Annotated in this window: 18 protein-coding genes; 11 read left to right on the forward strand and 7 right to left on the reverse strand. The window is 72.4% G+C overall.

Features of this window, described 5'->3' with window-relative positions; genetic code table 11:
- Nucleotides 1–81: 81 nt before the first annotated feature.
- Entirely contained in the window at nt 82–1,041 is a 960-nt protein-coding gene (locus EHS43_RS14835) for a GlxA family transcriptional regulator (RefSeq protein WP_125191246.1), read from the reverse strand.
- A gap of 71 nt (nt 1,042–1,112) precedes the next feature.
- On the opposite strand from EHS43_RS14835, the gene EHS43_RS14840 reads away from it, so the two are divergent.
- Nucleotides 1,113–2,063 carry an NADP-dependent oxidoreductase gene (locus tag EHS43_RS14840; protein ID WP_125191247.1) on the forward strand — a complete coding sequence of 317 codons (951 nt, stop codon included), beginning with the start codon at nt 1,113–1,115 and terminating at the stop codon, nt 2,061–2,063.
- Nucleotides 2,064–2,070: 7 nt separating this feature from the next.
- On the opposite strand, the gene EHS43_RS14845 is transcribed toward EHS43_RS14840, so the two are convergent.
- Together EHS43_RS14845 and EHS43_RS14850 are read right to left on the reverse strand one after the other, a co-directional pair.
- On the reverse strand, nt 2,071–3,177 hold the full coding sequence (locus EHS43_RS14845; RefSeq protein ID WP_125191248.1) for an NAD(P)-dependent alcohol dehydrogenase: 1,107 nt from the start codon (nt 3,175–3,177) through the stop codon (nt 2,071–2,073).
- Nucleotides 3,178–3,200: 23 nt separating this feature from the next.
- Nucleotides 3,201–4,655, reverse strand: a complete 1,455-nt coding sequence (locus EHS43_RS14850) for an aldehyde dehydrogenase (RefSeq protein WP_125191249.1) — start codon at nt 4,653–4,655, stop codon at nt 3,201–3,203.
- A 103-nt stretch (nt 4,656–4,758) separates the two neighbouring features.
- Between EHS43_RS14850 and EHS43_RS14855 the strand changes: the two genes are divergently transcribed.
- Together EHS43_RS14855 and EHS43_RS14860 are read left to right on the forward strand one after the other, a co-directional pair.
- On the forward strand, nt 4,759–5,196 hold the full coding sequence (locus EHS43_RS14855; protein ID WP_125191250.1) for a MarR family winged helix-turn-helix transcriptional regulator: 438 nt from the start codon (nt 4,759–4,761) through the stop codon (nt 5,194–5,196).
- Between the two features lie 167 nt (nt 5,197–5,363).
- Nucleotides 5,364–5,744, forward strand: a complete 381-nt coding sequence (locus EHS43_RS14860) for an anti-sigma factor antagonist (RefSeq protein WP_260470538.1) — start codon at nt 5,364–5,366, stop codon at nt 5,742–5,744.
- Nucleotides 5,745–5,758: 14 nt separating this feature from the next.
- On the opposite strand, the gene EHS43_RS14865 is transcribed toward EHS43_RS14860, so the two are convergent.
- Nucleotides 5,759–6,715 carry a ribose-phosphate pyrophosphokinase gene (locus EHS43_RS14865; protein WP_125191252.1) on the reverse strand — a complete coding sequence of 319 codons (957 nt, stop codon included), beginning with the start codon at nt 6,713–6,715 and terminating at the stop codon, nt 5,759–5,761.
- A 199-nt stretch (nt 6,716–6,914) separates the two neighbouring features.
- On the opposite strand from EHS43_RS14865, the gene otr(A) reads away from it, so the two are divergent.
- Complete coding sequence (gene otr(A), locus EHS43_RS14870) at nt 6,915–8,759, forward strand: tetracycline resistance ribosomal protection protein Otr(A) (protein WP_125191253.1); 1,845 nt, start codon at nt 6,915–6,917, stop codon at nt 8,757–8,759.
- Nucleotides 8,760–8,765: 6 nt separating this feature from the next.
- On the opposite strand, the gene EHS43_RS14875 is transcribed toward otr(A), so the two are convergent.
- Nucleotides 8,766–9,959 (reverse strand): cytochrome P450, encoded by a 1,194-nt coding sequence (locus EHS43_RS14875; RefSeq protein ID WP_125191254.1) that lies wholly within the window; start codon nt 9,957–9,959, stop codon nt 8,766–8,768.
- 151 nt (nt 9,960–10,110) lie between these two features.
- On the opposite strand from EHS43_RS14875, the gene EHS43_RS14880 reads away from it, so the two are divergent.
- The 3 genes from EHS43_RS14880 (at nt 10,111) to EHS43_RS14895 (ending at nt 13,097) form a co-directional block, all read left to right on the forward strand.
- Entirely contained in the window at nt 10,111–10,773 is a 663-nt protein-coding gene (locus tag EHS43_RS14880) for a DUF4230 domain-containing protein (RefSeq protein ID WP_125191255.1), read from the forward strand.
- A gap of 438 nt (nt 10,774–11,211) precedes the next feature.
- Nucleotides 11,212–11,763: a VanZ family protein gene (locus tag EHS43_RS14890; RefSeq protein ID WP_125191256.1), complete on the forward strand. Its 552-nt coding sequence runs from the start codon at nt 11,212–11,214 to the stop codon at nt 11,761–11,763.
- A gap of 113 nt (nt 11,764–11,876) precedes the next feature.
- A complete protein-coding gene (locus tag EHS43_RS14895) occupies nt 11,877–13,097 on the forward strand; it encodes a glycoside hydrolase family 16 protein (RefSeq protein WP_125191257.1) in 1,221 nt (406 codons plus the stop codon).
- 9 nt (nt 13,098–13,106) lie between these two features.
- On the opposite strand, the gene EHS43_RS14900 is transcribed toward EHS43_RS14895, so the two are convergent.
- Nucleotides 13,107–13,343 (reverse strand): hypothetical protein, encoded by a 237-nt coding sequence (locus EHS43_RS14900; RefSeq protein WP_125191258.1) that lies wholly within the window; start codon nt 13,341–13,343, stop codon nt 13,107–13,109.
- Nucleotides 13,344–13,828: 485 nt separating this feature from the next.
- A complete protein-coding gene (locus EHS43_RS14905; protein ID WP_125191263.1) occupies nt 13,829–14,638 on the reverse strand; it encodes an SDR family oxidoreductase in 810 nt (269 codons plus the stop codon).
- A 167-nt stretch (nt 14,639–14,805) separates the two neighbouring features.
- Here EHS43_RS14905 and EHS43_RS14910 point away from each other — a divergent pair, with 167 nt between their 5' ends.
- The 4 genes from EHS43_RS14910 (at nt 14,806) to EHS43_RS14925 (ending at nt 19,001) form a co-directional block, all read left to right on the forward strand.
- Nucleotides 14,806–15,843: a PHP domain-containing protein gene (locus tag EHS43_RS14910; protein WP_125191259.1), complete on the forward strand. Its 1,038-nt coding sequence runs from the start codon at nt 14,806–14,808 to the stop codon at nt 15,841–15,843.
- 48 nt (nt 15,844–15,891) lie between these two features.
- Nucleotides 15,892–16,548, forward strand: a complete 657-nt coding sequence (locus tag EHS43_RS14915; protein ID WP_125191260.1) for an HAD family hydrolase — start codon at nt 15,892–15,894, stop codon at nt 16,546–16,548.
- Between the two features lie 29 nt (nt 16,549–16,577).
- On the forward strand, nt 16,578–17,762 hold the full coding sequence (locus tag EHS43_RS14920) for an aromatic acid exporter family protein (protein ID WP_125191261.1): 1,185 nt from the start codon (nt 16,578–16,580) through the stop codon (nt 17,760–17,762).
- 279 nt (nt 17,763–18,041) lie between these two features.
- A complete protein-coding gene (locus tag EHS43_RS14925; protein ID WP_125191262.1) occupies nt 18,042–19,001 on the forward strand; it encodes an SDR family NAD(P)-dependent oxidoreductase in 960 nt (319 codons plus the stop codon).
- Nucleotides 19,002–19,320 lie beyond the last annotated feature (319 nt).

Genomic DNA, 19,320 nt, shown 5'->3' on the forward strand with positions numbered 1-19,320 from the left:
ACCCACAGCCCTCTGCGCATTCCCGCCCCCCTTACCCCGTCCGCCCTCATGCTCCTTCGACGCCGGGGAGGTGGGGAACGTTCAGCGCGCCGCCGTCTGGAAGGTGCGCCGGTACACCTGCGGCGACACACCGATCGCCGCGTGCAGGTGCTGACGCAGGGACGCTCCCGTGGCGAAGCCGACGCGGGCGGCGATCTGGTCGACCGACAGGTCGCTGGACTCCAGCAGGTGCCGGGCCCGGACCACCCGCTGCTGGATCAGCCAGCGGCCGGGGCTGAGGCCGACCTCGTCGTTGAAGCGGCGGGCGAAGGTGCGCAGGCTCATCCGGGCGTGGGCGGCCAGTTCGCCGAGGGTCAGGGGCTCGTCGAGGCGTTCCAGCGCCCAGGCGCGGGTCCTAGCCGTGCTCGCGGCACCCTGTTCCGGGACGGGCTGCTCGATGTACTGGGCCTGGCCGCCGTCCCGGAAGGGCGGGACCACACAGCGGCGGGCGACCGTGTTGGCGAGTTCGCTGCCGTGGTCCTTGCGGACGAGGTGCAGGCACACGTCCACGCCGGAGGCCGCTCCGGCCGAGGTGAGGATGCGGCCGTCGTCGACGAAGAGCACGTCGGGGTCGAGGTCGACGTGCGGGTACAGGCGGCGGAAGTGGTCGGCGAGCTGCCAGTGGGTGGTCGCCCGGCGGCCCTCCAGCAGCCCGGCGGCGGCGAGGACGAAGGCGCCGGTGCAGATGGAGACGATCCGGGCGTCGGGGCGGATGAGGGCGAGGGCCTCGCGCACCTCCGGCGGGAGGTGGAGGGGCATCCGCTCCGGGGAGACCGGCGTGATCACCACGGTGTCGGCGGTGGTGAGGATCTCGGGGCCGTGTTCGACGCCGATGGTGAAGTCGGCGTTGCTGCGCACCGGTCGGCCGTCGACCGAACAGGTCAGCACCTCGTAGCGGCCGTCGGCGGCGCCGAGGATCCGGCTGGGGATGCCCAGCTCGAAGGGATAGACGCCGTCCAGGGCCAGCACCACGACCCGCTCGGTCCGCTTCGCATCTAGCATGGCACGATCCTATCGAAGCTTGGCAATCGTGCCATTTCCCGGACGGGCAGGGACGGGCAGGCTGGTCGACCATGAGCACTGTGAACACCATGCGAGCCATCAGCCAGGACACCCTCGGCGGTCCCGAGGTCCTCAAGGAGATCGAGGTCGAGCGCCCCGCGCCGCGGCCGAACCAGGTACTGGTCCGGGTCCGGGCGGCCGGCCTGAACCCGACCGACTGGAAGCACCGCGCCACCGGCGGCTTCCTCGGCGAGCCGCCGTTCGTCCTCGGCTGGGACGTCTCCGGCGTGGTCGAGGAGGTCGGCATCGGGGTCGCCGCCTTCCGGCCCGGTGACGAGGTCTTCGGCATGCTGCCGTACCCCTTCGGTCACGGATCGCACGCCGAGTACGTCCTCGCGCCGGTGCGGGCCCTCGCGCACAAGCCGGCGTCGATCGACCACGTCCAGGCAGGCGCGCTGCCCCTGGTCTCGCTGACCGCGTGGCAGGCACTGGTCGAGCACGCCGGACTGCGGCCGGGACAGCGCGTGCTGGTCCACGCGGCGGCCGGCGGGGTGGGCCATGTGGCCGTGCAGATCGCCAAGGCCCGGGGCGCCCATGTGATCGGCACCGCGAGCGCGGGCAAGCACGACTTCCTGCGCGAGCTGGGCGCGGACGAGGTGATCGACTACCGCGACACGGACTTCACCGAGGCGGTGAAGGACGTGGACGTCGTCCTGGACACCCTCGGCGGCGAGACGTCCGTGGACTCGCTGCGGGTGCTGCGGCCGGGCGGAATCGTGGTGTCGATCCTGCCGGTCGGCTCGGACGACTTCGGCCAGGCGGCCGAGCGGCTCGGGGTGCGGGCCGTGCGCATGCTCGTGGACGCCGACCGGGCGGGGATGGAGGCGATCGCCGAGCTGGTCGAGAAGGGCGAGCTGCGGCCCACGATCGCGGGGACCTTCCCGCTGGCCGATGCCGCGAAGGCGCACGCGCTGGGCGACACCGGCCGGACGAAGGGGAAGCTGGTCCTCGTGACGGACTGATCCCGGTTCAGAAGGTCAGCACGGGCTTGATCGCCTTGCCCGCAGCCATGTCCCGCACCGCCTGGTCGATGTCCGCGAACGGATAGGTGCTGATCAGGCGGTGCAGCGGGAGCCGTCCCTCCTTCACGAGGCGGACCAGGGCGGGGATGAAGCTCTGGGTCTCGGCGTCGCCGAGGGTGAGGCCGACGACCCGCTTGCCGCCGAGCAGCCCGTTGACGTCGAGGGCGACTTCGGTGCCGAAGGGCGGGGCGCCGACGACGACCAGCGTGCCGCGGGCGCCGAGCGCGTCCACGCCCCGGCGCAGGACGGTCACGTTGCCCGTGGTCTCCACGATGCCGTCCGCGCCCTGCCCGCCGGTGATCGCGGCGAGGGCCTCGCCGAGGTCCTCCGCAGCCGCGTCGACCGTGTGGGTTGCACCCAACTCCCTTGCCAGGGTGAGGCGTTCGGCGACCCGGTCGACGGCGACGATCGTCGTGGCGGGGGTGAGGGCGGCGGCCATGACCGCGGACAGGCCGACCGCTCCGGCGCCGAGGACGACGACCGTGGAACCGGTGACCGGCTTGAGTACGTTCCACACGGCGCCGACACCGGTCTGCACTCCGCATCCCAGCGGGGCGACGGACTCCAGGGGCACGTCCGGGTCGACCTTGACGAGACTGCGCTCGTCGACCAGGGCGCGCTCGGCGAAGGAGGACTGGCCGAAGAAGTGTCCGCCGAGCGGCTCGCCGTCCCGGCTGATGGTGCTGGTCCCGTCGGCCCGGCGGCCGCCGAGGAGGTTCAGCGGCAGCCAGGTCGCGCAGTAGGCGGGGTGTCCGCCGTCGCAGTCGCGGCAGTCGCCGCAGGAGGTGAAGGACAGCACGACGTGGTCGCCGGGGGCCACGCCGGTGACGGCGGAGCCGACGGCCTCGACGACTCCCGCGCCCTCGTGCCCGAGCACTCCGGGCAGCGGGAAGGGCAGTCCGCCGCTCGCCACGCCGAGGTCGGTGTGGCACAGGCCGGTGGCGACCATGCGGACGAGCGCCTCACGGGGTCCGGGCTCGTCGAGGGTGACGTCGGAGAGGGTGAAGGGTGCGCCGCCGGACTCGACCACTGCGGCACGGGTGGTGATGGACATCGTACGAACTCCTCTGCGGGCGTTCAGTCGAGCGAGACGACGACGGACTTGACCTTGGTGTAGGCGTCGAGCGCCTCGGGGCCGTACTCGCGGCCGTAGCCGGAGTCCTTGACCCCGCCGAAGGGGACCGCGGGGTCGAGCATCGCCCAGTCGTTGACCCAGACGATGCCCGCCCGGAGGCGGTCGGCGATCCGGTGCGCGCGGGCGAGGTTGGTCGTCTGGACGCCCGAAGCCAGGCCGTAGGGCGTGGAGTTGGCGAGGGCGACGGCCTCGTCCTCGGTGTCGAAGGGCTGCACGGTCAGGACCGGGCCGAAGATCTCCTCCTGCACGACCCGGGAGTCGTTGGAGAGGTCGGCGATCACGGTGGGCTTGTAGTAGAAGCCGCCGTCGAGGTCGAGGCGTTCGCCGCCGCAGACGATCCGGCCGCCCTCCTTGCGGGCGAGCTCGACGTACTCCTCGACCTTCCTCAGGTGATTCTCCCCCGCCATCGGGCCGACGACGGTCGCGGGGTCGCGCGGATCGCCGACCGGTACGCCGGGCACGGCGTCGGCGAGGATGCCGAGCAGGGTGCTGTGGACCGGGCGGGCCACCAGCAGGCGCGGGCCGCCCATGCAGAACTGGCCGGTGTTGAAGACGAACGCCTTGATGATCGCGCCGACCGCCTTCTCCAGGTCGGCGTCCTCGAAGACGATGTTGGCCGCGTTGCCGCCCAGTTCCATCGTGACGGGCTTGAGGGCCTGGCCCGCGGTGGCCGCCACGTGCCGGCCGATCGCGGTGGAGCCGGTGAAGGCGACCTTGTCGACCCCGGGGTGGCGCAGCAGGGCCTCGCCGGCGACCGGCCCGGCGCCGGTGACCACGTTGACCACCCCGTCCGGGACACCCGCCTTCTGGAGCAGTCCGGCCATGTAGAGGGCGCTGAGCGGGGTCTCGTCGGCCGGCTTGTGCACGACCGTGTTGCCGGCGGCGAGGGCGGGGCCGATCTTGGAACCGGCCAGGATCAGCGGGAAGTTGAAGGGCGTGATCGCGGCGACCACGCCGAGCGGCTCGCGCTTGGTGTACGCGAGGGCGTTCAGGGGCGTGTCGCGGACCGAGCCGTCGAGACTGTGGGCGAGCGCGGCGAAGTGCTCGTAGTCGTTGGCCGCGTTGGTCACGTCCACGGCGTGGCACAGCGAGATCGGCTTGCCGACGTCCAGGCTCTCCAGCTGGGCCAGTTCGTCGGCGTTCTCGCGGATCAGCTCGGCGACCCGGTGCAGGATCCGGCCCCGCTCCCGGCCGCTGAGGCCGGACCAGGCGCCGCCGTCGAAGGCCTCCCGGGCGGCATGGACGGCCGCGTCCACATCGGCGGCGCCGGCCTCCGCGACGGTGGTGAGGACCACGCCCCGGGACGGGTCGAGAACCTCGGTGCGCGCGCTGTCGGCGGCCTCGCGCCACCGGCCGCCCACAAACAGCCGTCCGGTTTCGATCTCGATGGAGGACATCGCCGCTCCTCAGCTTCGTCGCCAAGATTTCAACAAACAGGATTCCTGTTGGTTCGCAGTCTCTTTACAGCCAGGTTTCCTGTCAATGGTCTAGCCTGAACCCATGCTCGACACAGAGGTGACCAAGGCACCCCCGTCGCTCCTCTACATGGTGAAGCAGGTGGAGCTCGTCGTCCGTTCCCATCTGGACGAACTGGTCAGGCCGTCCGGGATCACCGCATTGCAGTACACGGCCCTGACGGTCCTCGAACGGCACGACGGGCTCTCGGCGGCGCAACTGGCCCGGGACTCCTTCGTCACCGCCCAGTCGATCGCCGATCTCGTGCGCTCCCTGGAGACCCGCGGGCTGGTGCGCCGCGAGCGCAATCCGAGGAACCGGCGCGAGCTGCTGATCCTGCTGACCGAACAGGGGCGCGCCCTGCTCGCACAGCACGCGGGGCCCGTGCGGGACCTGGAGGAGCGGATGGTGCGGGACCTCACCGCGCACCAGACGGACCAGTTCCGCCAGGCGCTGACCAGGGCCTGGCACGCCCTGTCGTGAGCCGGGCGCGAGCCCCGCGTGAACCCGGCGCGAACCGGCGGACGCAATTCGAAGACATATGTCAATCGAACATGCTCAAATGCACTCCATCGAGGGTAACTTGCAGGGCGGGGAGAGGAATTGCACGCACCCGTGCCCCCGAGGAGCCGGCTGGAGGGGATGTCGTCGTGCCGCAGGAACCCGCGCCGCCGTCCCGGCATCTGCGCGTCCACCAGGACCGCGGTCACACCGTGCTGGAGTTCCGCGGCGAGATCGACATCGCCGCGGCCGTCGAGCTCCTGCCCTACCTCGACCGGGTCACCGGGCATCCCGGCGTGCGGCTGGTGATCGACCTCAGCGGGGTGGAGTTCTTCGACTGCTCCGGATTGCGGTTGCTGTACCGGGCCCGCTCGCGGGTGCTCGACCACCACGGCAGCCTGCTCCTGGTGTGCACCCACCCGCTCACCCTGCGGATCATCCGGGTGACCGGCCTGGCCCGCCTGCTGCCGCCGCTGCCGTCGCTGGACGCGGCCCTGGGACAGCCCGAGACCACGTCCGAGACGTTATGACCCCTCGCGCGAGGTCATGACCCCTCGCCGGGCGCGTCGAACAGGGCGCTGACGGACTCACCGTTGTGAATGCGCCGCACGGCCTCGGCGAGGGCGGGAGCGATGGACAGGATCCGCAGCTTGTCGGTGCGCTCCTCGGCGGGGACCGGCACGGTGTTGGTGCACACGATCTCCAGGACGTCCGGCTGCTCGCCGATCCGCTTGAGCGCACCGTCGGCGAACAGCCCGTGCGTGCACGCCACCCGGATGGAGCGCGGACCCAACTCCCTTAGCCTGTCCAGCAGTTCGAGGACCGTGCTGCCCTTGGCGATCTCGTCGTCCAGCACGATGACGTCCCGCCCCGCGACCTCGCCGATGACGTCGCTGATGCTGACCCGGTCGTCGGCGAACCGCTGCTTGGCGCCCGCGGCCACCTGGGCGCCGATCAGCCGGGCGAAGGCGGCCGCCTCCTTGGCGTTGCCGAGGTCCGGGGAGACCACGGTGGTACGGCTGAGGTCGTACTGCCGGAAGTGCGCGGCCAGCTCGCGCAGCGCGTGCAGATGGTCCACCGGCACCGAGAAGAAGCCGTGCACCTGCGGGGAGTGCAGGGTCATGGCGAGGACGCGGCTCGCGCCGGCCGCCACCATCAGGTCGGCGACCAGACGTCCGCCGAGCGAGATACGGGGCGCGTCCTTCTTGTCGGAGCGGGCGTAGGAGTAGTGCGGCATGACGACGGTGATCCGGCGCGCGGAGGCGCCACGGGCCGCGTCGCACATCAGCAGCAGCTCCACCAGATGCTCCTGGACCGGCCTGACCAGCGGCTGGACGAGGAAGACGTCCCGCTCCCGGCAGTTGGCCTGGAGCTGCACCTCCAGGCAGTCGTTGGCGAACCGGCTGACCCGGGTGGGGCTGAGCGGCACCCCCAGATGCGCGCAGACCTCCGCCGCCAGCTCGGGGTGGGCGCTACCGCTGAACACGGCGATGTCTCGCACGGACCTGCTCCTCCGATGATCATCCAGGATGACCGGGCTCATGCTACTGGCCGCGGAAATTCGCTTGCGGTGCCCCGGTCGGCGGACGCCATCATGGCCACGACCGAGTCCCCTCACGTCAGGATCCCCCGCATGCGCCGATTCCTCGATTCGACCCAGCGCCCCCTTCGGCCCACGGTTCTCGAGGACTCCACCCCGTATGCACACCCTGAACATCGGCATCCTGGCGCACGTCGACGCCGGTAAGACCAGCCTCACCGAGCGGCTGCTGTTCGACCACGGCGCGATCGGCCGGCTCGGCGCCGTCGACACCGGCGACACCCGCACGGACGACGGCGCGATCGAGCGGCAGCGCGGTATCACCATCCGTTCCGCGGTCGCCTCGTTCACCGTCGGCGACACCCGGATCAACCTCATCGACACCCCCGGGCACTCGGACTTCGTCGCCGAGGTCGAGCGCGCCCTGGAGGTCCTGGACGGGGCGGTGCTGCTGCTGTCCGCGGTGGAGGGCGTCCAGGCGCGGACCCGGGTGCTGATGCGGACCCTGCGCAGGCTGCGGCTGCCCACGCTGATCTTCGTCAACAAGATCGACCGGACGGGTGCCCGTGACGAGGGTCTGCTCGCCGACATCCGGCGCAGGCTCACGCCGTACGTCGCCCCGCTCACGGAGGTCTCGGGCCTCGGCACGTCCGGAGCACAGGTGGCCTCCCTGCCCGGGGACAGCCGACTGGCCGAGGCCCTCGCCGAGGTCGATGCGGAGATCCTGGCGGCGGTCGTGGACGGCCCCGAGCCCACGCCGGGCGACCTGCGCCGGGCCCTCGCCGCCCGCACCGGCGACGGCTCCTTCCACCCGGTGTTCTTCGGCTCCGCCCTCGGCGGCCAGGGCGTGGCCCACCTGGTCGAGGGCGTGACCGGGCTGATCCCGGCCGCCCCCGCGAGGCGGGAGGGCGCAGCGCGCGGCACGGTGTTCGCCGTACGCCCCGGACCGGCCGGCGAGCGCACCGCGTATCTGCGGCTGTACGACGGTGAGGTGACGGAGCGTCAGCGACTGACGTTCCTGAGGCGCGAGGCCGACGGCACGACGAGCCGGATCAGCGGACGGGTGACCCACCTGAGCGGGCCCCTCACCGCCGGCACCATCGCGGCACTCACCTTCTCCCGCGGCCTGCGCGTGGGCGACCGGATCGGCGAACTCACGGACCGGGCACCGCAGTTCGCTCCCCCGACCCTGGAGACCCTGGTCACCGCCCGCCGGCCGGAGCACGCGGCCCGGCTGCGCTCGGCCCTGCTGACCCTCGCCGACCAGGACCCCCTGATCCACGCGCGCCCCACGGCCGGCGGCGCCACCGCGCTGCTCCTCTACGGCGAGGTCCAGATGGAGGTGCTCGCGGCGACCCTCGCCCAGGACTTCGGCGTCGAGGCGGACTTCGAGCCGGGCCGGGTGCGCCACCTGGAGCGTCCTCGGGGCACGGGAGAGGCGCACGAGGAGAACCCCTGGCACCTCGGAACCCGTTACTGGGCGACCGTCGGCCTGCGGGTCGAGCCGGGCGAGCGGGGCACCGGTGGGGTCTTCGCGTACGAGACCGAACTCGGCGCGCTGCCCCGGGCGTTCCATCAGGCCGTCGAGGAGACCGTGCACGCGAGCATGCGGTCGGGACTGACCGGCGCGACGGTGACGGACTACCGGGTCACGCTGGTCCGCTCCGGTTTCGTGGCGCCGCTGAGCACGGCCGCCGACTTCCGCGGGCTCACGCCGATCGTGCTGCGGCGGGCCCTGGAGCGGGCGGGGACCCGGCTGTTCGAGCCGTACCACGCCTTCGAGGCGGAGGTGCCACTGGACGCGCTGGCCGCGGTTACCGGGCAACTCGCATCCGCCGAGGCCGAGTTCACGGGCACGACGGGCGGGGCCACGAACTGGGTGATCACCGGTGGGCTCCCGGCCCGGCGGGTGCGGGAGCTGGAACTGCGGCTGCCCGGGCTCACCCACGGGGAGGGGGTGTGGTGGTCCACAGCCTCCGGCGACCGCGAGCTGGGGCCGCACTGACCGTGCTCACCAGGACACCGGAAGGCGCCGCGGCCCGCGTGTCATCTGCCCCTCCCGCCACTCGACGGTCTCCGGGGTGAACGCGGCCCGCAGTCCCGGGAAACGGACCGCCAGCCGGTGCAGGGCCAGGCCCAGCTCCAGGCGGGCCAGCCAGGCGCCCAGGCAGTGGTGCGGTCCGGCGCCGAAGACCACGCTGGGGGTGGTGAGGGGCGCGAAGAGGTCGGTCTCGTCGGGCCGGGGGAAGACGTCCGGGTCCCGGTTCGCCGCGTTGGTCTGGACGGCGACCACGGCCCCGGCCGGAATCGTCACGCCCCCGACCTCGACGTCCTCGACGGCCCGGCGGATCAGCCCCGGCAGCACCCGGCCCTCGCTCAGCGGGATCGTGCGCAGCAGCTGTTCGACGGCGGTCTCGGCGGCCTCCTGGCTCCCGGCGAGGCCCGGCCAGGCATGGCGCCCGTCGGTGAGGAGATGGACGACGATGTTGCCGAGGGCCGTCATGGTCGTCTCGTGCCCGGCGACCACCAGGCCCAGGACCAGGACGACCAGGCGCGGCTCCTCGACACCGAGGCCGTCACCGGCGACGACCAGGGCGCTCACCAGGTCGTCGCCCGGTTCCTCGCGCCGCTCGGCGAGCAGCTCCGCGCAGAAGAGACCGAACTCCCGCATGGCCGCGCCGACCTCCTCGGCGGTGTGCGCGCCGCCGGACAGCGCGTGGTCGGCCCAGTCGCGGATGCGTTCCCAGTCGGCGTGTTCCAGCCCCATCAGCCGGGAGATCACCGACACCGGCAGCCGCCGGGTGAACCCCTCCACGAGGTCGGCGGGCTGCGGCTGCCGGGCCAGGTCGTCGAGGAGGGACTCCACCACGGAGGCGGTCCAGGGCCGCCAGCGGGCGATCGCGCGCGGGGTGAATGCCCGCTGCACCGTGCTCCGCAGCAGCTGGTGGGGCGGTCCGTCCTGGTTGAGCAGGCCGTCCGGGGAGTCCAGCAGGTTCGGTACGACGAGCAGCGGCGGGGCGTCCTCGTCCCGCAGCGACTTCCGGTTGAAGCGGGGGTCCATGAGCACCTGGCGCACGTCGGCGTAGCGCGTGACGAGCCAGACCTCGGTGCCGGTGGCCAGGGTGGTGAGCCTGGGCGGGCCGTGGTCCGGCAGGGCGATGCGGTGCATCGGACGAAGGGTCCGGGACGTGCTGTCCGTGCTCATCCGGGTCTCCAGACACACCGGCGGGCAGAGGTCTCCACGCTAGTCGGCCGCTCCTGCCCGCGTCTGTGTCGCAATTGGCCAACAAGACGGCCCGGCCGGGCTTTTGGGGGTCATCCGTGGGCATGCGTGCAGTAGGAAGGAGGGCCGTCGCATGACGACTCCCATCAGGCGCGTGTCCAGGCGCATGCCCGCCTGGGCGAAGATACTGACCGCCGTCGTGGTGGTGCTCGTGGTGTTCTTCGCCGGGCTCCGGTTCAGTGTGCTCCCTGGCCTCAAGGACCTGTTCGGCACGGAGACCCACGACCGTACGGGTCCCGCACTTCTGGAGTCCATCCAGGACATCAGCCGTTACGACGCCGCCTCCGGCAACTTCCAGGTCGTCGTGGACCTGGAGAAGGACACCAAGTTCCTGCCCGACGCGATCCGCGGCTCCCGCACCCTGTACGTCGGGGCGGGTGCCGTCGACGCCTATGTCGACCTCGGCAAGGTCGCCAAGAACGACGTGACGGTCAACGAGGACCGCACGGCCGCCACCCTGCACCTCCCGCACGCCCAGCTGGGCAAGGCCTCGCTGGACGCCGACCGCTCCTACGCGGTCTCCAAGCAGCGGGGTCTGCTGGACCGGCTCGGCGACTTCTTCTCCGACAACCCCAACAGCGAGCAGGCCGTGCAGAAGCTCGCGGTGAAGCACATCACCGAGGCGGCGAAGCAGAGCGAGCTGACCAAGCGGGCCGAGACCAACACCACCAACATGCTCAAGGGCCTGCTGAACTCCCTCGGCTTCAAGAAGGTGGAGGTCACCTACGGCACCTGATCAGCCGCCGGGCATGCCCGGCAGGGTGAGGGCACCGAGCACGGTGGTGCCGACTAGCACCCACGCCACGTCGCCGCCGACGTGCCCGGACTGCAGGCGCCGCAGCCACAGCGCCCGGTCCGGTGCGGCGACCGCCTTCGGGCGGACGACGGCGACGAGCGCGAGGACCCCGGCCGGCAGGGTCGAGACCAGGCCCAGCAGGACGCCGGCCGGGGTCCAACGCCTGTCCCCATGCGTGTCCTCCGGCCCGTGCGTCCCCGTCGCGCGCCATCCAAAACACCGCCCCCGGGGCGTGCGGTGGCGACGCGCGCGGCACTGAGCCCCCAGTGCCCCGACCGTACGAAGGGAAACCGGAGGCCTTCGGCGGGCGGCGGCATCCTCGGCGGGTTCGGGGGTAAGCGCCTTACGACACAGGGAAGTTGAAGAGTGGAGGAACTAATGGCCTGGGCGCCCTCACGTTCGCGAGCGGGGTCAGACAGCACCGGCACCGCCAAGACCGAGCGCGCGGCGAAACCCGCCCGCCCCCGGCGGGATCCGCTCTCCCTCGTCGTCCGTTTCGTGGCGATGCTGTTCGCTTTCGCCTTCATGGTGGCGTTCGCCGTCGTGCTGGCCCGGCTGACGCTCGAACCCTCGCCCGCCTCGGTCGATCTGACCCACACCAACCTGCACCCGGGCGCTTCCCTCAAGGCCTATCTGGACCAGCCCGAGATGCGGGACGCCGTCAAGCAGATCGGCGGGAACATCCTGCTGGGGGTGCCGTTCGGCGTCCTGGTCCCGATCATCGCCCCGAAGACCCGCGGGCTGCTGCGGATCCTGCTGCTGACGGCCGTGGTGATGCTGCTGGTGGAGTTCGCGCAGGGGGCGCTGGTGGAGGGCCGGGCCTTCGACGTCGACGACGTCATCCTGAACACCTCCGGTGCCCTGATCGGCTATCTGCTGCTGGGGCGCCGCATCAGCCGGGCCGTCCACAAGCCGGCGAAGAAGGCGTAGAGGGCCCGGAAAACGCCCGACTTCCGGTCTGTACCAAAGTATTGACGGCCCCTTAGTTCACTTCTTAAATCAAGAGGCGACACTTCACCCCCCCCCACCCCGAAGGAAGAGCCGTGGCCGCCTCACGCCTGCTGCGCGGAAGTCTCCTCGCCGCCCTGTCCGCCGTACTGATCGCGTCCGGTACCGCCCAGGCGGACCCGCCCGCCGTCACCGCCGCCGCGGTGACGTTCTCCGACACCTTCGACGGGCCCGCCGGGGCCGCGGTCGACTCCTCGAAGTGGCAGATCGAGACCGGCGACAACGTCAACAACCACGAGCGGCAGTACTACACGTCGGGCACCAAGAACGCGGCCCTCGACGGCCAGGGCCACCTGGTGATCACCGCGCGGAAGGAGAACCCGGCCAACTACCAGTGCTGGTACGGCACCTGCCAGTACACCTCGGCCCGGCTCAACACCTCCGGGAAGTTCACCGCGCAGTACGGGCACGTCGAGGCGCGGATGAAGATCCCGCGCGGGCAGGGCATGTGGCCGGCGTTCTGGATGCTCGGCACCCCGGTCAACTGGCCCGACTCGGGTGAGATCGACATCATGGAGAACGTCGGCTTCGAGCCCTCGACCGTGCACGGCACCATCCACGGTCCCGGCTACTCGGGCTCCGGCGGCATCGGCGCCGGCTACACCCTGCCGAACGGGCAGGCCTTCGCGGACGCCTTCCACACCTTCGCCGTCGACTGGGCGCCCGGCTCGATCACCTGGTCCGTGGACGGCACCGTCTATCAGCGGCGCACCCCAGCCGACCTGGGCGGCCGCACCTGGGTGTTCGACAAGCCCTTCTTCCTGATCCTGAACCTCGCGGTCGGCGGCTACTGGCCGGGCGACCCGGACGGCTCCACGGCCTTCCCGCAGCAGCTCGTCGTGGACCACGTCTCGGTCACCACCGGCGACACGGCCACCGGGTCGGCGATCCGCGGGCTCGCCGGCAAGTGCGTGGACGTGGCCGGGGCGAATTCCGCGAACGGGACCGCCGTCCAGCTCTACGACTGCAACGGCACCGCGGCCCAGCAGTGGACCGTCGGCTCGGACGGCACGATCCGCGCGCTCGGCAAGTGCCTGGACGCGACGGGCGGCGGCACCGCGGACGGGACGGCGGTCCAGCTCTACGACTGCAACGGCACCGGGGCCCAGCGGTGGACCGTCACGGGCGCACGTGACATCGTCAACCAGCAGGCCGACAAGTGCCTCGACGTGACCGGCAACAACTCCGCCAACGGCATCCGGCTGCAGTTGTGGACCTGCACGGGCGGCGCCAACCAGAAGTGGACGGTCGGCTGAGCCGGTCGGTCAGTGCCGGGTCCAGGTGAACTTGTCGCCGCCCACCCAGCGGACCACGTCCGGGTCGTCGAGGTCGTGGACGATGATCCCGAAGGCGGCGGCCGCCTCCAGCACGTCGGTCACGGTCCTCGCCTCGCCGACCACCTCCCCGTCGATCTCCACGATGCGGAACGGCGGTGTGGTCGGCTGGACCCCGAGCACGATGATCCGCGGGTTGGCGATGTGCGGGCTCGCGATTTCGGTCATGCAACGAGCGTAGAACGCATCCCGCGGGAGGGAGAGACGTGCGCCGCCCGCCGGGCGAGGTGAGGACCCGGGCCGCTGCCGGGGCCGGGGTGACTCCCGACGTCCGCGTGCTCGGCCGGCCGGGCGAGCGCCCCGGGGGGCGAGGTCCCTGCCCTGACGGCCCTCCCGCACCGTTGCAGGACCGGCGCGACGGGTGGGCCCGTCCCCGCCGGCCACGAGAACCCGAGGTCGCGCAGGCCGTGACGCGGGGCGGCCCGGGCCACGGCCCGCGCGGGACCGGTAATGCGTTCGCGCAGACCGTCACCGCCAGCCGACCGGCTCGGCGAGGGTCTCCGGGCGGCGGATGCGCCGGTCCCCCCGCCGGACAACGAGAATCCAGGGTCGTACAGGCCATGACCCGAGGACGGCCCAGGTCACGGGTGATGTGCTCGCTCAGGGTGTGGGGGAAGCCCGGTCGTCGTGGTCGTGGGAGCCGGTGTGTGGTGTCACGGGCGGCGCCACTCGTCGTCGGTGAGGTGTGAGCCGGCCTGCGGGCCCATGCGGAGCATCCCGCCGTCGACGCTCCAGGACGCGCCGGTGACGTACGTGGCCTCGGGGCCCGCCAGGAAGGCGATCACGGCGGCGACCTCGCGGGCGTCACCCGGGCGGCCGAGCGGGACGCCGGGGCGCTTCTCGGAGTGGACGTCGGTGTCCTCCTGGCCCGTCATCGGGGTGGCGATCTCACCGGGCGCGACCGCGTTGACGGTGATGCCGTGCTCGGCGAGTTCCAGGGCCATGACCTGGGTGAGCAGTCCCAGGCCGCCCTTGGCCGCGCAGTACGGGGCGGCGCCGACCCGGGGCTGGTGCTCGTGGACGGAGGTCACGTTGACGATCCGGCCGCCGTCGCCCTGCCGGACCATGTGCCGGGCGGCCCGCTGCCCGCACAGGAACGGGCCGACGAGGTCGACGTCCAGGACCTCGCGGACCGTGTCGGGCTCCAGGTCCAGGAAGGGCGTCATGGTGCCGGTGCCCGCGTTGTTGACCAGGACGTCGAGACGGCCGAGCCGTTCGCACAGCTCGTCCACGGCGTCGGCCGCCGCGGGCAGCCGGGTGAGGTCCATCCGGGCCACGGCGGCGCGCCGCCCGAGGGTACGGACCTCCTCGGCGGTCGCCTCCGCGCCCTCGAGATCGGTGTGCCAGGTGACGCCGATGTCCATCCCCGCCCGGGCCAGCCGGACGGCGGTGGCCCGGCCGATGCCGGAGTCGGCTCCGGTGATCACGGCCACCTTGCTGCGGGGTGCGGTGGGGGCGGACATCTCGGCCTCCTCGTGGGGCGGGGTGTCGTCGGGGACGACGAGACAGCTGCCGGGCACCCGGAGGCGATCCGGCGAGGCATCGCAGTACCCGGCGCGGTGCCGCACAAACCGCTCGCCCGTCGTGCCACCCCCGTCAGCATGGGGAACTCTGGGTGGAGGAGGTGGCCATGGATCCCGTCGAGGCCCTGGAACGGATCGCCTTCCTGCTGGAGCGGTCCCTGGCACCGACGTACCGCGTCCGTGCCTTCCGTACCGCGGCCCGGGTGCTGGGCGGGCTGCCCTCGGACGAGGTGCGCGAGCGCGCGCAGGCCGGATCCCTTGAGTCGCTCAAGGGCGTCGGCCCGAAGACGGCCCAGGTGGTGCGCGAGGCGCTGGCCGGAGACATGCCCGGCTACCTGGAGAAGCTGGAGTCGGAGTCCACCGCGCCCCGGGCCGGGGGCGGCGAGGAGCTGCGGGCGCTGCTGCGCGGCGACTGCCATCTGCACTCCGACTGGTCGGACGGCGGCAGCCCGATCGAGGAGATGGGCCGCACCGCGGCGGAGCTCGGCCACGAGTGGGCGGTGCTGACCGACCACTCGCCGCGGCTGACCGTGGCCCGGGGCCTGTCCCCGGAGCGGCTGCGGGAGCAGCTCGACGTGGTGGCGGCCCTGAACGAGACCTGGGCACCCTTCCGGCTGCTCACCGGCATCGAGTGCGACATCCTCGACGACGGCTCCCTGGACCAGGAACCCGAGCTCCTGGACCGCCTGGACGTCGTGGTCGTGTCCGTGCACTCCAAGCTGCGCATGGACGCCCGCTCGATGACCCGGCGCATGGTGGCCGCCGTTCGCGATCCGCACGCGAACGTCCTCGGACACTGCACCGGACGCCTGGTGACCGGGCGGGGGCGGCCCGAGTCGGAGTTCGACGCGGACGAGGTGTTCGCCGCGTGCGCCGAGTCGGGCACGGCGGTGGAGATCAACAGCCGTCCCGAGCGTCTCGACCCGCCGCGCCGGCTGCTGCGCCGGGCGGTCGACGCGGGCGTGCTGTTCTCCGTCGACACCGACGCGCACGCGCCCGGACAGCTGGACTGGCAGATCCTCGGGTGCGCGCGGGCCGAGGAGTGCGCGGTGCCGCCCGAGCGGATCGTGACCACCTGGCCCCTCGACGACCTGCTGGCCTGGTCCCGGGAAGGCCGGCTGCCGGCCCGAGTGGCGGGCGCCTGAGGTGGTACCCGTGAGCTCCGACGCGGTCCGACAGGAAAGGAACGGTTCATGGAACGGGCGGCAGTGTTCGACGTCGACGGCACCCTGGTCGACACCAACCACCTGCATGTGACGACCTGGTGGGAGGCGCTGCGGCAGGCGGGTCACCGGGTGCCGATGCACGCCGTCCACCGGGCCATCGGGCTCGGCTCGGGCGATCTGGTCGCGCATCTGCTCGGCGAGGACCGGGACAAGGACCAGGACGAGGAGCTCAGCGCCGCCCACAAGGCCCTGTACGGGCAGTACTTCGACCGGCTGCCCGCGCTCCAGGACGCGGGCCGGCTGCTGCGGCACCTGGACCGCGAGGGCTGGCGGGTGGTCCTCGCCACCTCGGCGGGCGGGGCGGAACTGTCCGCGCTGCGCCGGGCGATCTCCGCGGACGACGCGATCATGGCCACCGCCAGCGCCGACGACGTCGAGGAGGGCAAGCCCGCCCCCGAGCCCGTCGAGCACGCGCTGGAGCTGGCCGGGGTGCCCGCCGAGCGCGCGGTCTTCGTCGGCGACACCGTCTGGGACATGAAGGCCGGCACCCGCGCCGGTGTGCGCTGCGTGGGCGTCCTGTGCGGCGGCATTCCGCGCGCCGACCTGGAGAAGGCGGGCGCCCAGGCCGTCTACGACGATCCGGCCCACCTGCTGGCCTCCCTTGCGGACAGCCCTTTGGCATGACCCGCCCGCCGACACGGAACCCACAGCGGATGACTGGTGTGACACAAGCTCTTCCCCGACAGCCCCGCCCGACGCATGCCCTGCGGGAGGAGGCCGGTGCCGTCCGGCGGGCCGTCCGTGCCGCCTGCCGGGGGCCGGGGCGGGAGCGCGACCTGCTCGTGCAGTCGCTCAAGGCCTCCGCCGCCGCGATCCTCGCCTGGCTCGTGGCGGGTGTGTGGATGGGCGATCCGATGGCCCTGATGGCGCCCTGGGTGGCGGTGGTGCTGATGCAGGCCACCGTCTACAGCTCGCTGATGCAGGCCGTACGGCAGCTGGCGGCGATCTGCTGCGGGACCGTGCTGGCGTCGGTGGCCCTGGCCGTCACCGGGAGCACCCTGGGCGCCGTGGCCCTGTCCGTGCCGCTGCTGGTGCTCCTGGCGAACTGGCCGCGCTTCGGCGACCAGGGGATCTACGGCGCCACCACCGCGCTGTTCACCCTGTCCACCGGCGCCGCCGGGGCGTCCGCCGCCGGCCACCGGGTGGGACAGGCGGCGCTCGGCGCGGTCATCGGTCTCGCCGTGAACGCGTTCGTGTTCCCGCCGATCCATCTGCGGGACGTCCGGGAGAACCTCGCCGCGCTGGCCCGGGAGGCGGGCGACACCCTGCACACCGTGGCCGGGGACCTGCGGGACGGCGAATGGGACACCCAGGGCTGGTCGCACGCCTCGGCCCGGCTGGAGCGCCGGCTGGAGACCCTGCGGTCGGCCCGCGGCTGGAGCCGGGAGAGCCTGCGGCTGACGGCCACCCCGCTGCGCGCCGTACGACGGCCGCCCGTATCGCTGCCGCCGGAACAGGAGGACGAGCGCTGGAGCCGTGTCACCGGGCACATCCGGGCGCTCACCCGGACCCTGGCCGTGGCCGCGGACGACGACCGCGCACCCGCGCCGCCCGCGGGACCGGTCCTGGACTCGTACGCCGACCTCCTCCAGCTGATCGGCGACGCCTGCCGCGCGGAGGGCGACCGGTTGCTCTCGGTCGACGTCGACACACGGCCGGACGACCACGCGGAGGCGGCCATGCGGGAACTGCGCGGTCAGCTCCAGGAGGGGCTGCGGGAGTACGCGGGACAGGGGCCCGAGGGCACGACGGTGCTGGGGACCCTGCTGCTGCAGGCCGAGAACCTGTGGAGCGAGACCGTGCCGACGGTCGCCACGGGTGACGCAGCTCACCCGTGAACAGCCCGAACGGCGGAACACCCAGGGGTCGTTGACCGTTGAACCGACCGTGGGTACGGATGGGACAGTGTCCCCGGGCCTCACCTTTTGCCCACAGGGACGATCGTTCGGCTGAAGCCCTGTGGAGCCTTTCGCCGAGAGGCGACCGCCATCCGTGCCCACCGTCAGACCGCCCCGACCGTGATTCCCCCGTCCGGTCGGGGCTTCCTCTTGTCCGGGTCCGGCGCCCGGCGGGGCGCGCTTGACTTCGAGAGCACTCCAATTCGTAGCGTTCCCGTCATGAGCACTGCACAGCACAAGATCGGTTCGGGGTTCGGCGCCCACAGCACGGCCGACGAGGTCCTCGCGGGCGTCGACCTGTCCGGCAAGCTCGCGATGGTCACCGGCGGCTACTCGGGGCTCGGTCTGGAGACCACCCGGGCGCTCACGAAGGCGGGCGCCCGGGTGGTCGTCCCGGCCCGGCGTCCCGACACCGCGTGGAAGGCCCTGGCGGGCCTGGAGCGCGTGGAACTGGACGAACTCGACCTCGGTGACCTGGAGAGCGTGCGCGCCTTCGCCGAACGGTTCCTCGACTCGGGCCGCACGCTCGACTTCGTCATCGACAGCGCCGGGATCATGGCCTGCCCGGAGACCCGGATCGGGCCTGGCTGGGAGGCGCAGTTCGCGACCAATCACCTCGGTCACTTCGCGCTGGTCAACCGGCTGTGGCCGGCCATCGAGCCGGGCGGCGCCCGCGTGGTCTCGGTCTCCTCGCGCGCCCACCACTTCTCCGGCATGCGCTGGGACGACGTGCACTGGCGGACGGGCTACGACAAGTGGCAGGCGTACGGCCAGGCCAAGACGGCGAACGTCCTGTTCGCCGTCCACCTCGACAGGCTCGGCGCCGGGCACGGGGTGCGGGCCTTCTCGCTCCACCCGGGCGGCATCCTCACCCCGTTGCAGCGCCACCTCCCCAGGGCGGAGATGGTGGAGCGCGGCTGGATCGACGAACAGGGCAACGCGCTCAACCCCTCGGGCTTCAAGAGCCCCGAGCAGGGCGCGGCCACGCAGGTGTGGGCGGCGACCTCACCCCAGCTGGCCGACATGGGCGGCGTCTACCTGGAGGACTGCGACATCGCCGAGCCGGCCGTCGACGGCGACACGAGCGGCGGCGTCAAGGAGTGGGCCATCGCCCCGGACCAGGCGGAACGACTGTGGACCCTGTCAGCCGAACTGACGGGCGTGAACGCGTTCGCGTGACACGGGGACGACCGATGCGGCGGGCGGCGGAATAGTCGGGGGCTGACGCCAGGGGCGGCCAATGCCGAGGGCGGCCAACGCCGGGGTCGCCGACGGCGGGGCCACCGACCCGGGGGGGGCGGCCTCCGCCGCAGGCTGCTGACACCGGCACAGCCAACGCCGTGGACAGCCGAAAGCGTGGACAGCTGACCCCGGAGGCAGCGGAAACCGGGGGCAGACGACGCCACGGGCCCCCAACGGCATGGGCTGCCTCAGACTTGGGCGATCAGCGCCGACACAGCCAACCCCGAGAACAGCCGAAAGCTTGGACACCTGACAC

This window comes from Streptomyces sp. RP5T (assembly GCF_003933965.1).
Lineage (GTDB): Bacteria > Actinomycetota > Actinomycetes > Streptomycetales > Streptomycetaceae > Streptomyces.

Bases quoted from the DNA above. Each gene is read 5' to 3' on its own strand.
- EHS43_RS14835 (WP_125191246.1), bottom strand. From the start codon at position 1,041: ATGCTAGATGCGAAGCGGACCGAGCGGGTCGTGGTGCTGGCCCTGGAC.
- EHS43_RS14840 (WP_125191247.1), top strand. From the start codon at position 1,113: ATGAGCACTGTGAACACCATGCGAGCCATCAGCCAGGACACCCTCGGC.
- EHS43_RS14845 (WP_125191248.1), bottom strand. From the start codon at position 3,177: ATGTCCATCACCACCCGTGCCGCAGTGGTCGAGTCCGGCGGCGCACCC.
- EHS43_RS14850 (WP_125191249.1), bottom strand. From the start codon at position 4,655: ATGTCCTCCATCGAGATCGAAACCGGACGGCTGTTTGTGGGCGGCCGG.
- EHS43_RS14855 (WP_125191250.1), top strand. From the start codon at position 4,759: ATGCTCGACACAGAGGTGACCAAGGCACCCCCGTCGCTCCTCTACATG.
- EHS43_RS14875 (WP_125191254.1), bottom strand. From the start codon at position 9,959: ATGAGCACGGACAGCACGTCCCGGACCCTTCGTCCGATGCACCGCATC.
- EHS43_RS14880 (WP_125191255.1), top strand. From the start codon at position 10,111: ATGACGACTCCCATCAGGCGCGTGTCCAGGCGCATGCCCGCCTGGGCG.
- EHS43_RS14890 (WP_125191256.1), top strand. From the start codon at position 11,212: ATGGCCTGGGCGCCCTCACGTTCGCGAGCGGGGTCAGACAGCACCGGC.
- EHS43_RS14900 (WP_125191258.1), bottom strand. From the start codon at position 13,343: ATGACCGAAATCGCGAGCCCGCACATCGCCAACCCGCGGATCATCGTG.
- EHS43_RS14905 (WP_125191263.1), bottom strand. From the start codon at position 14,638: ATGTCCGCCCCCACCGCACCCCGCAGCAAGGTGGCCGTGATCACCGGA.
- EHS43_RS14910 (WP_125191259.1), top strand. From the start codon at position 14,806: ATGGATCCCGTCGAGGCCCTGGAACGGATCGCCTTCCTGCTGGAGCGG.
- EHS43_RS14915 (WP_125191260.1), top strand. From the start codon at position 15,892: ATGGAACGGGCGGCAGTGTTCGACGTCGACGGCACCCTGGTCGACACC.
- EHS43_RS14920 (WP_125191261.1), top strand. From the start codon at position 16,578: ATGACTGGTGTGACACAAGCTCTTCCCCGACAGCCCCGCCCGACGCAT.
- EHS43_RS14925 (WP_125191262.1), top strand. From the start codon at position 18,042: ATGAGCACTGCACAGCACAAGATCGGTTCGGGGTTCGGCGCCCACAGC.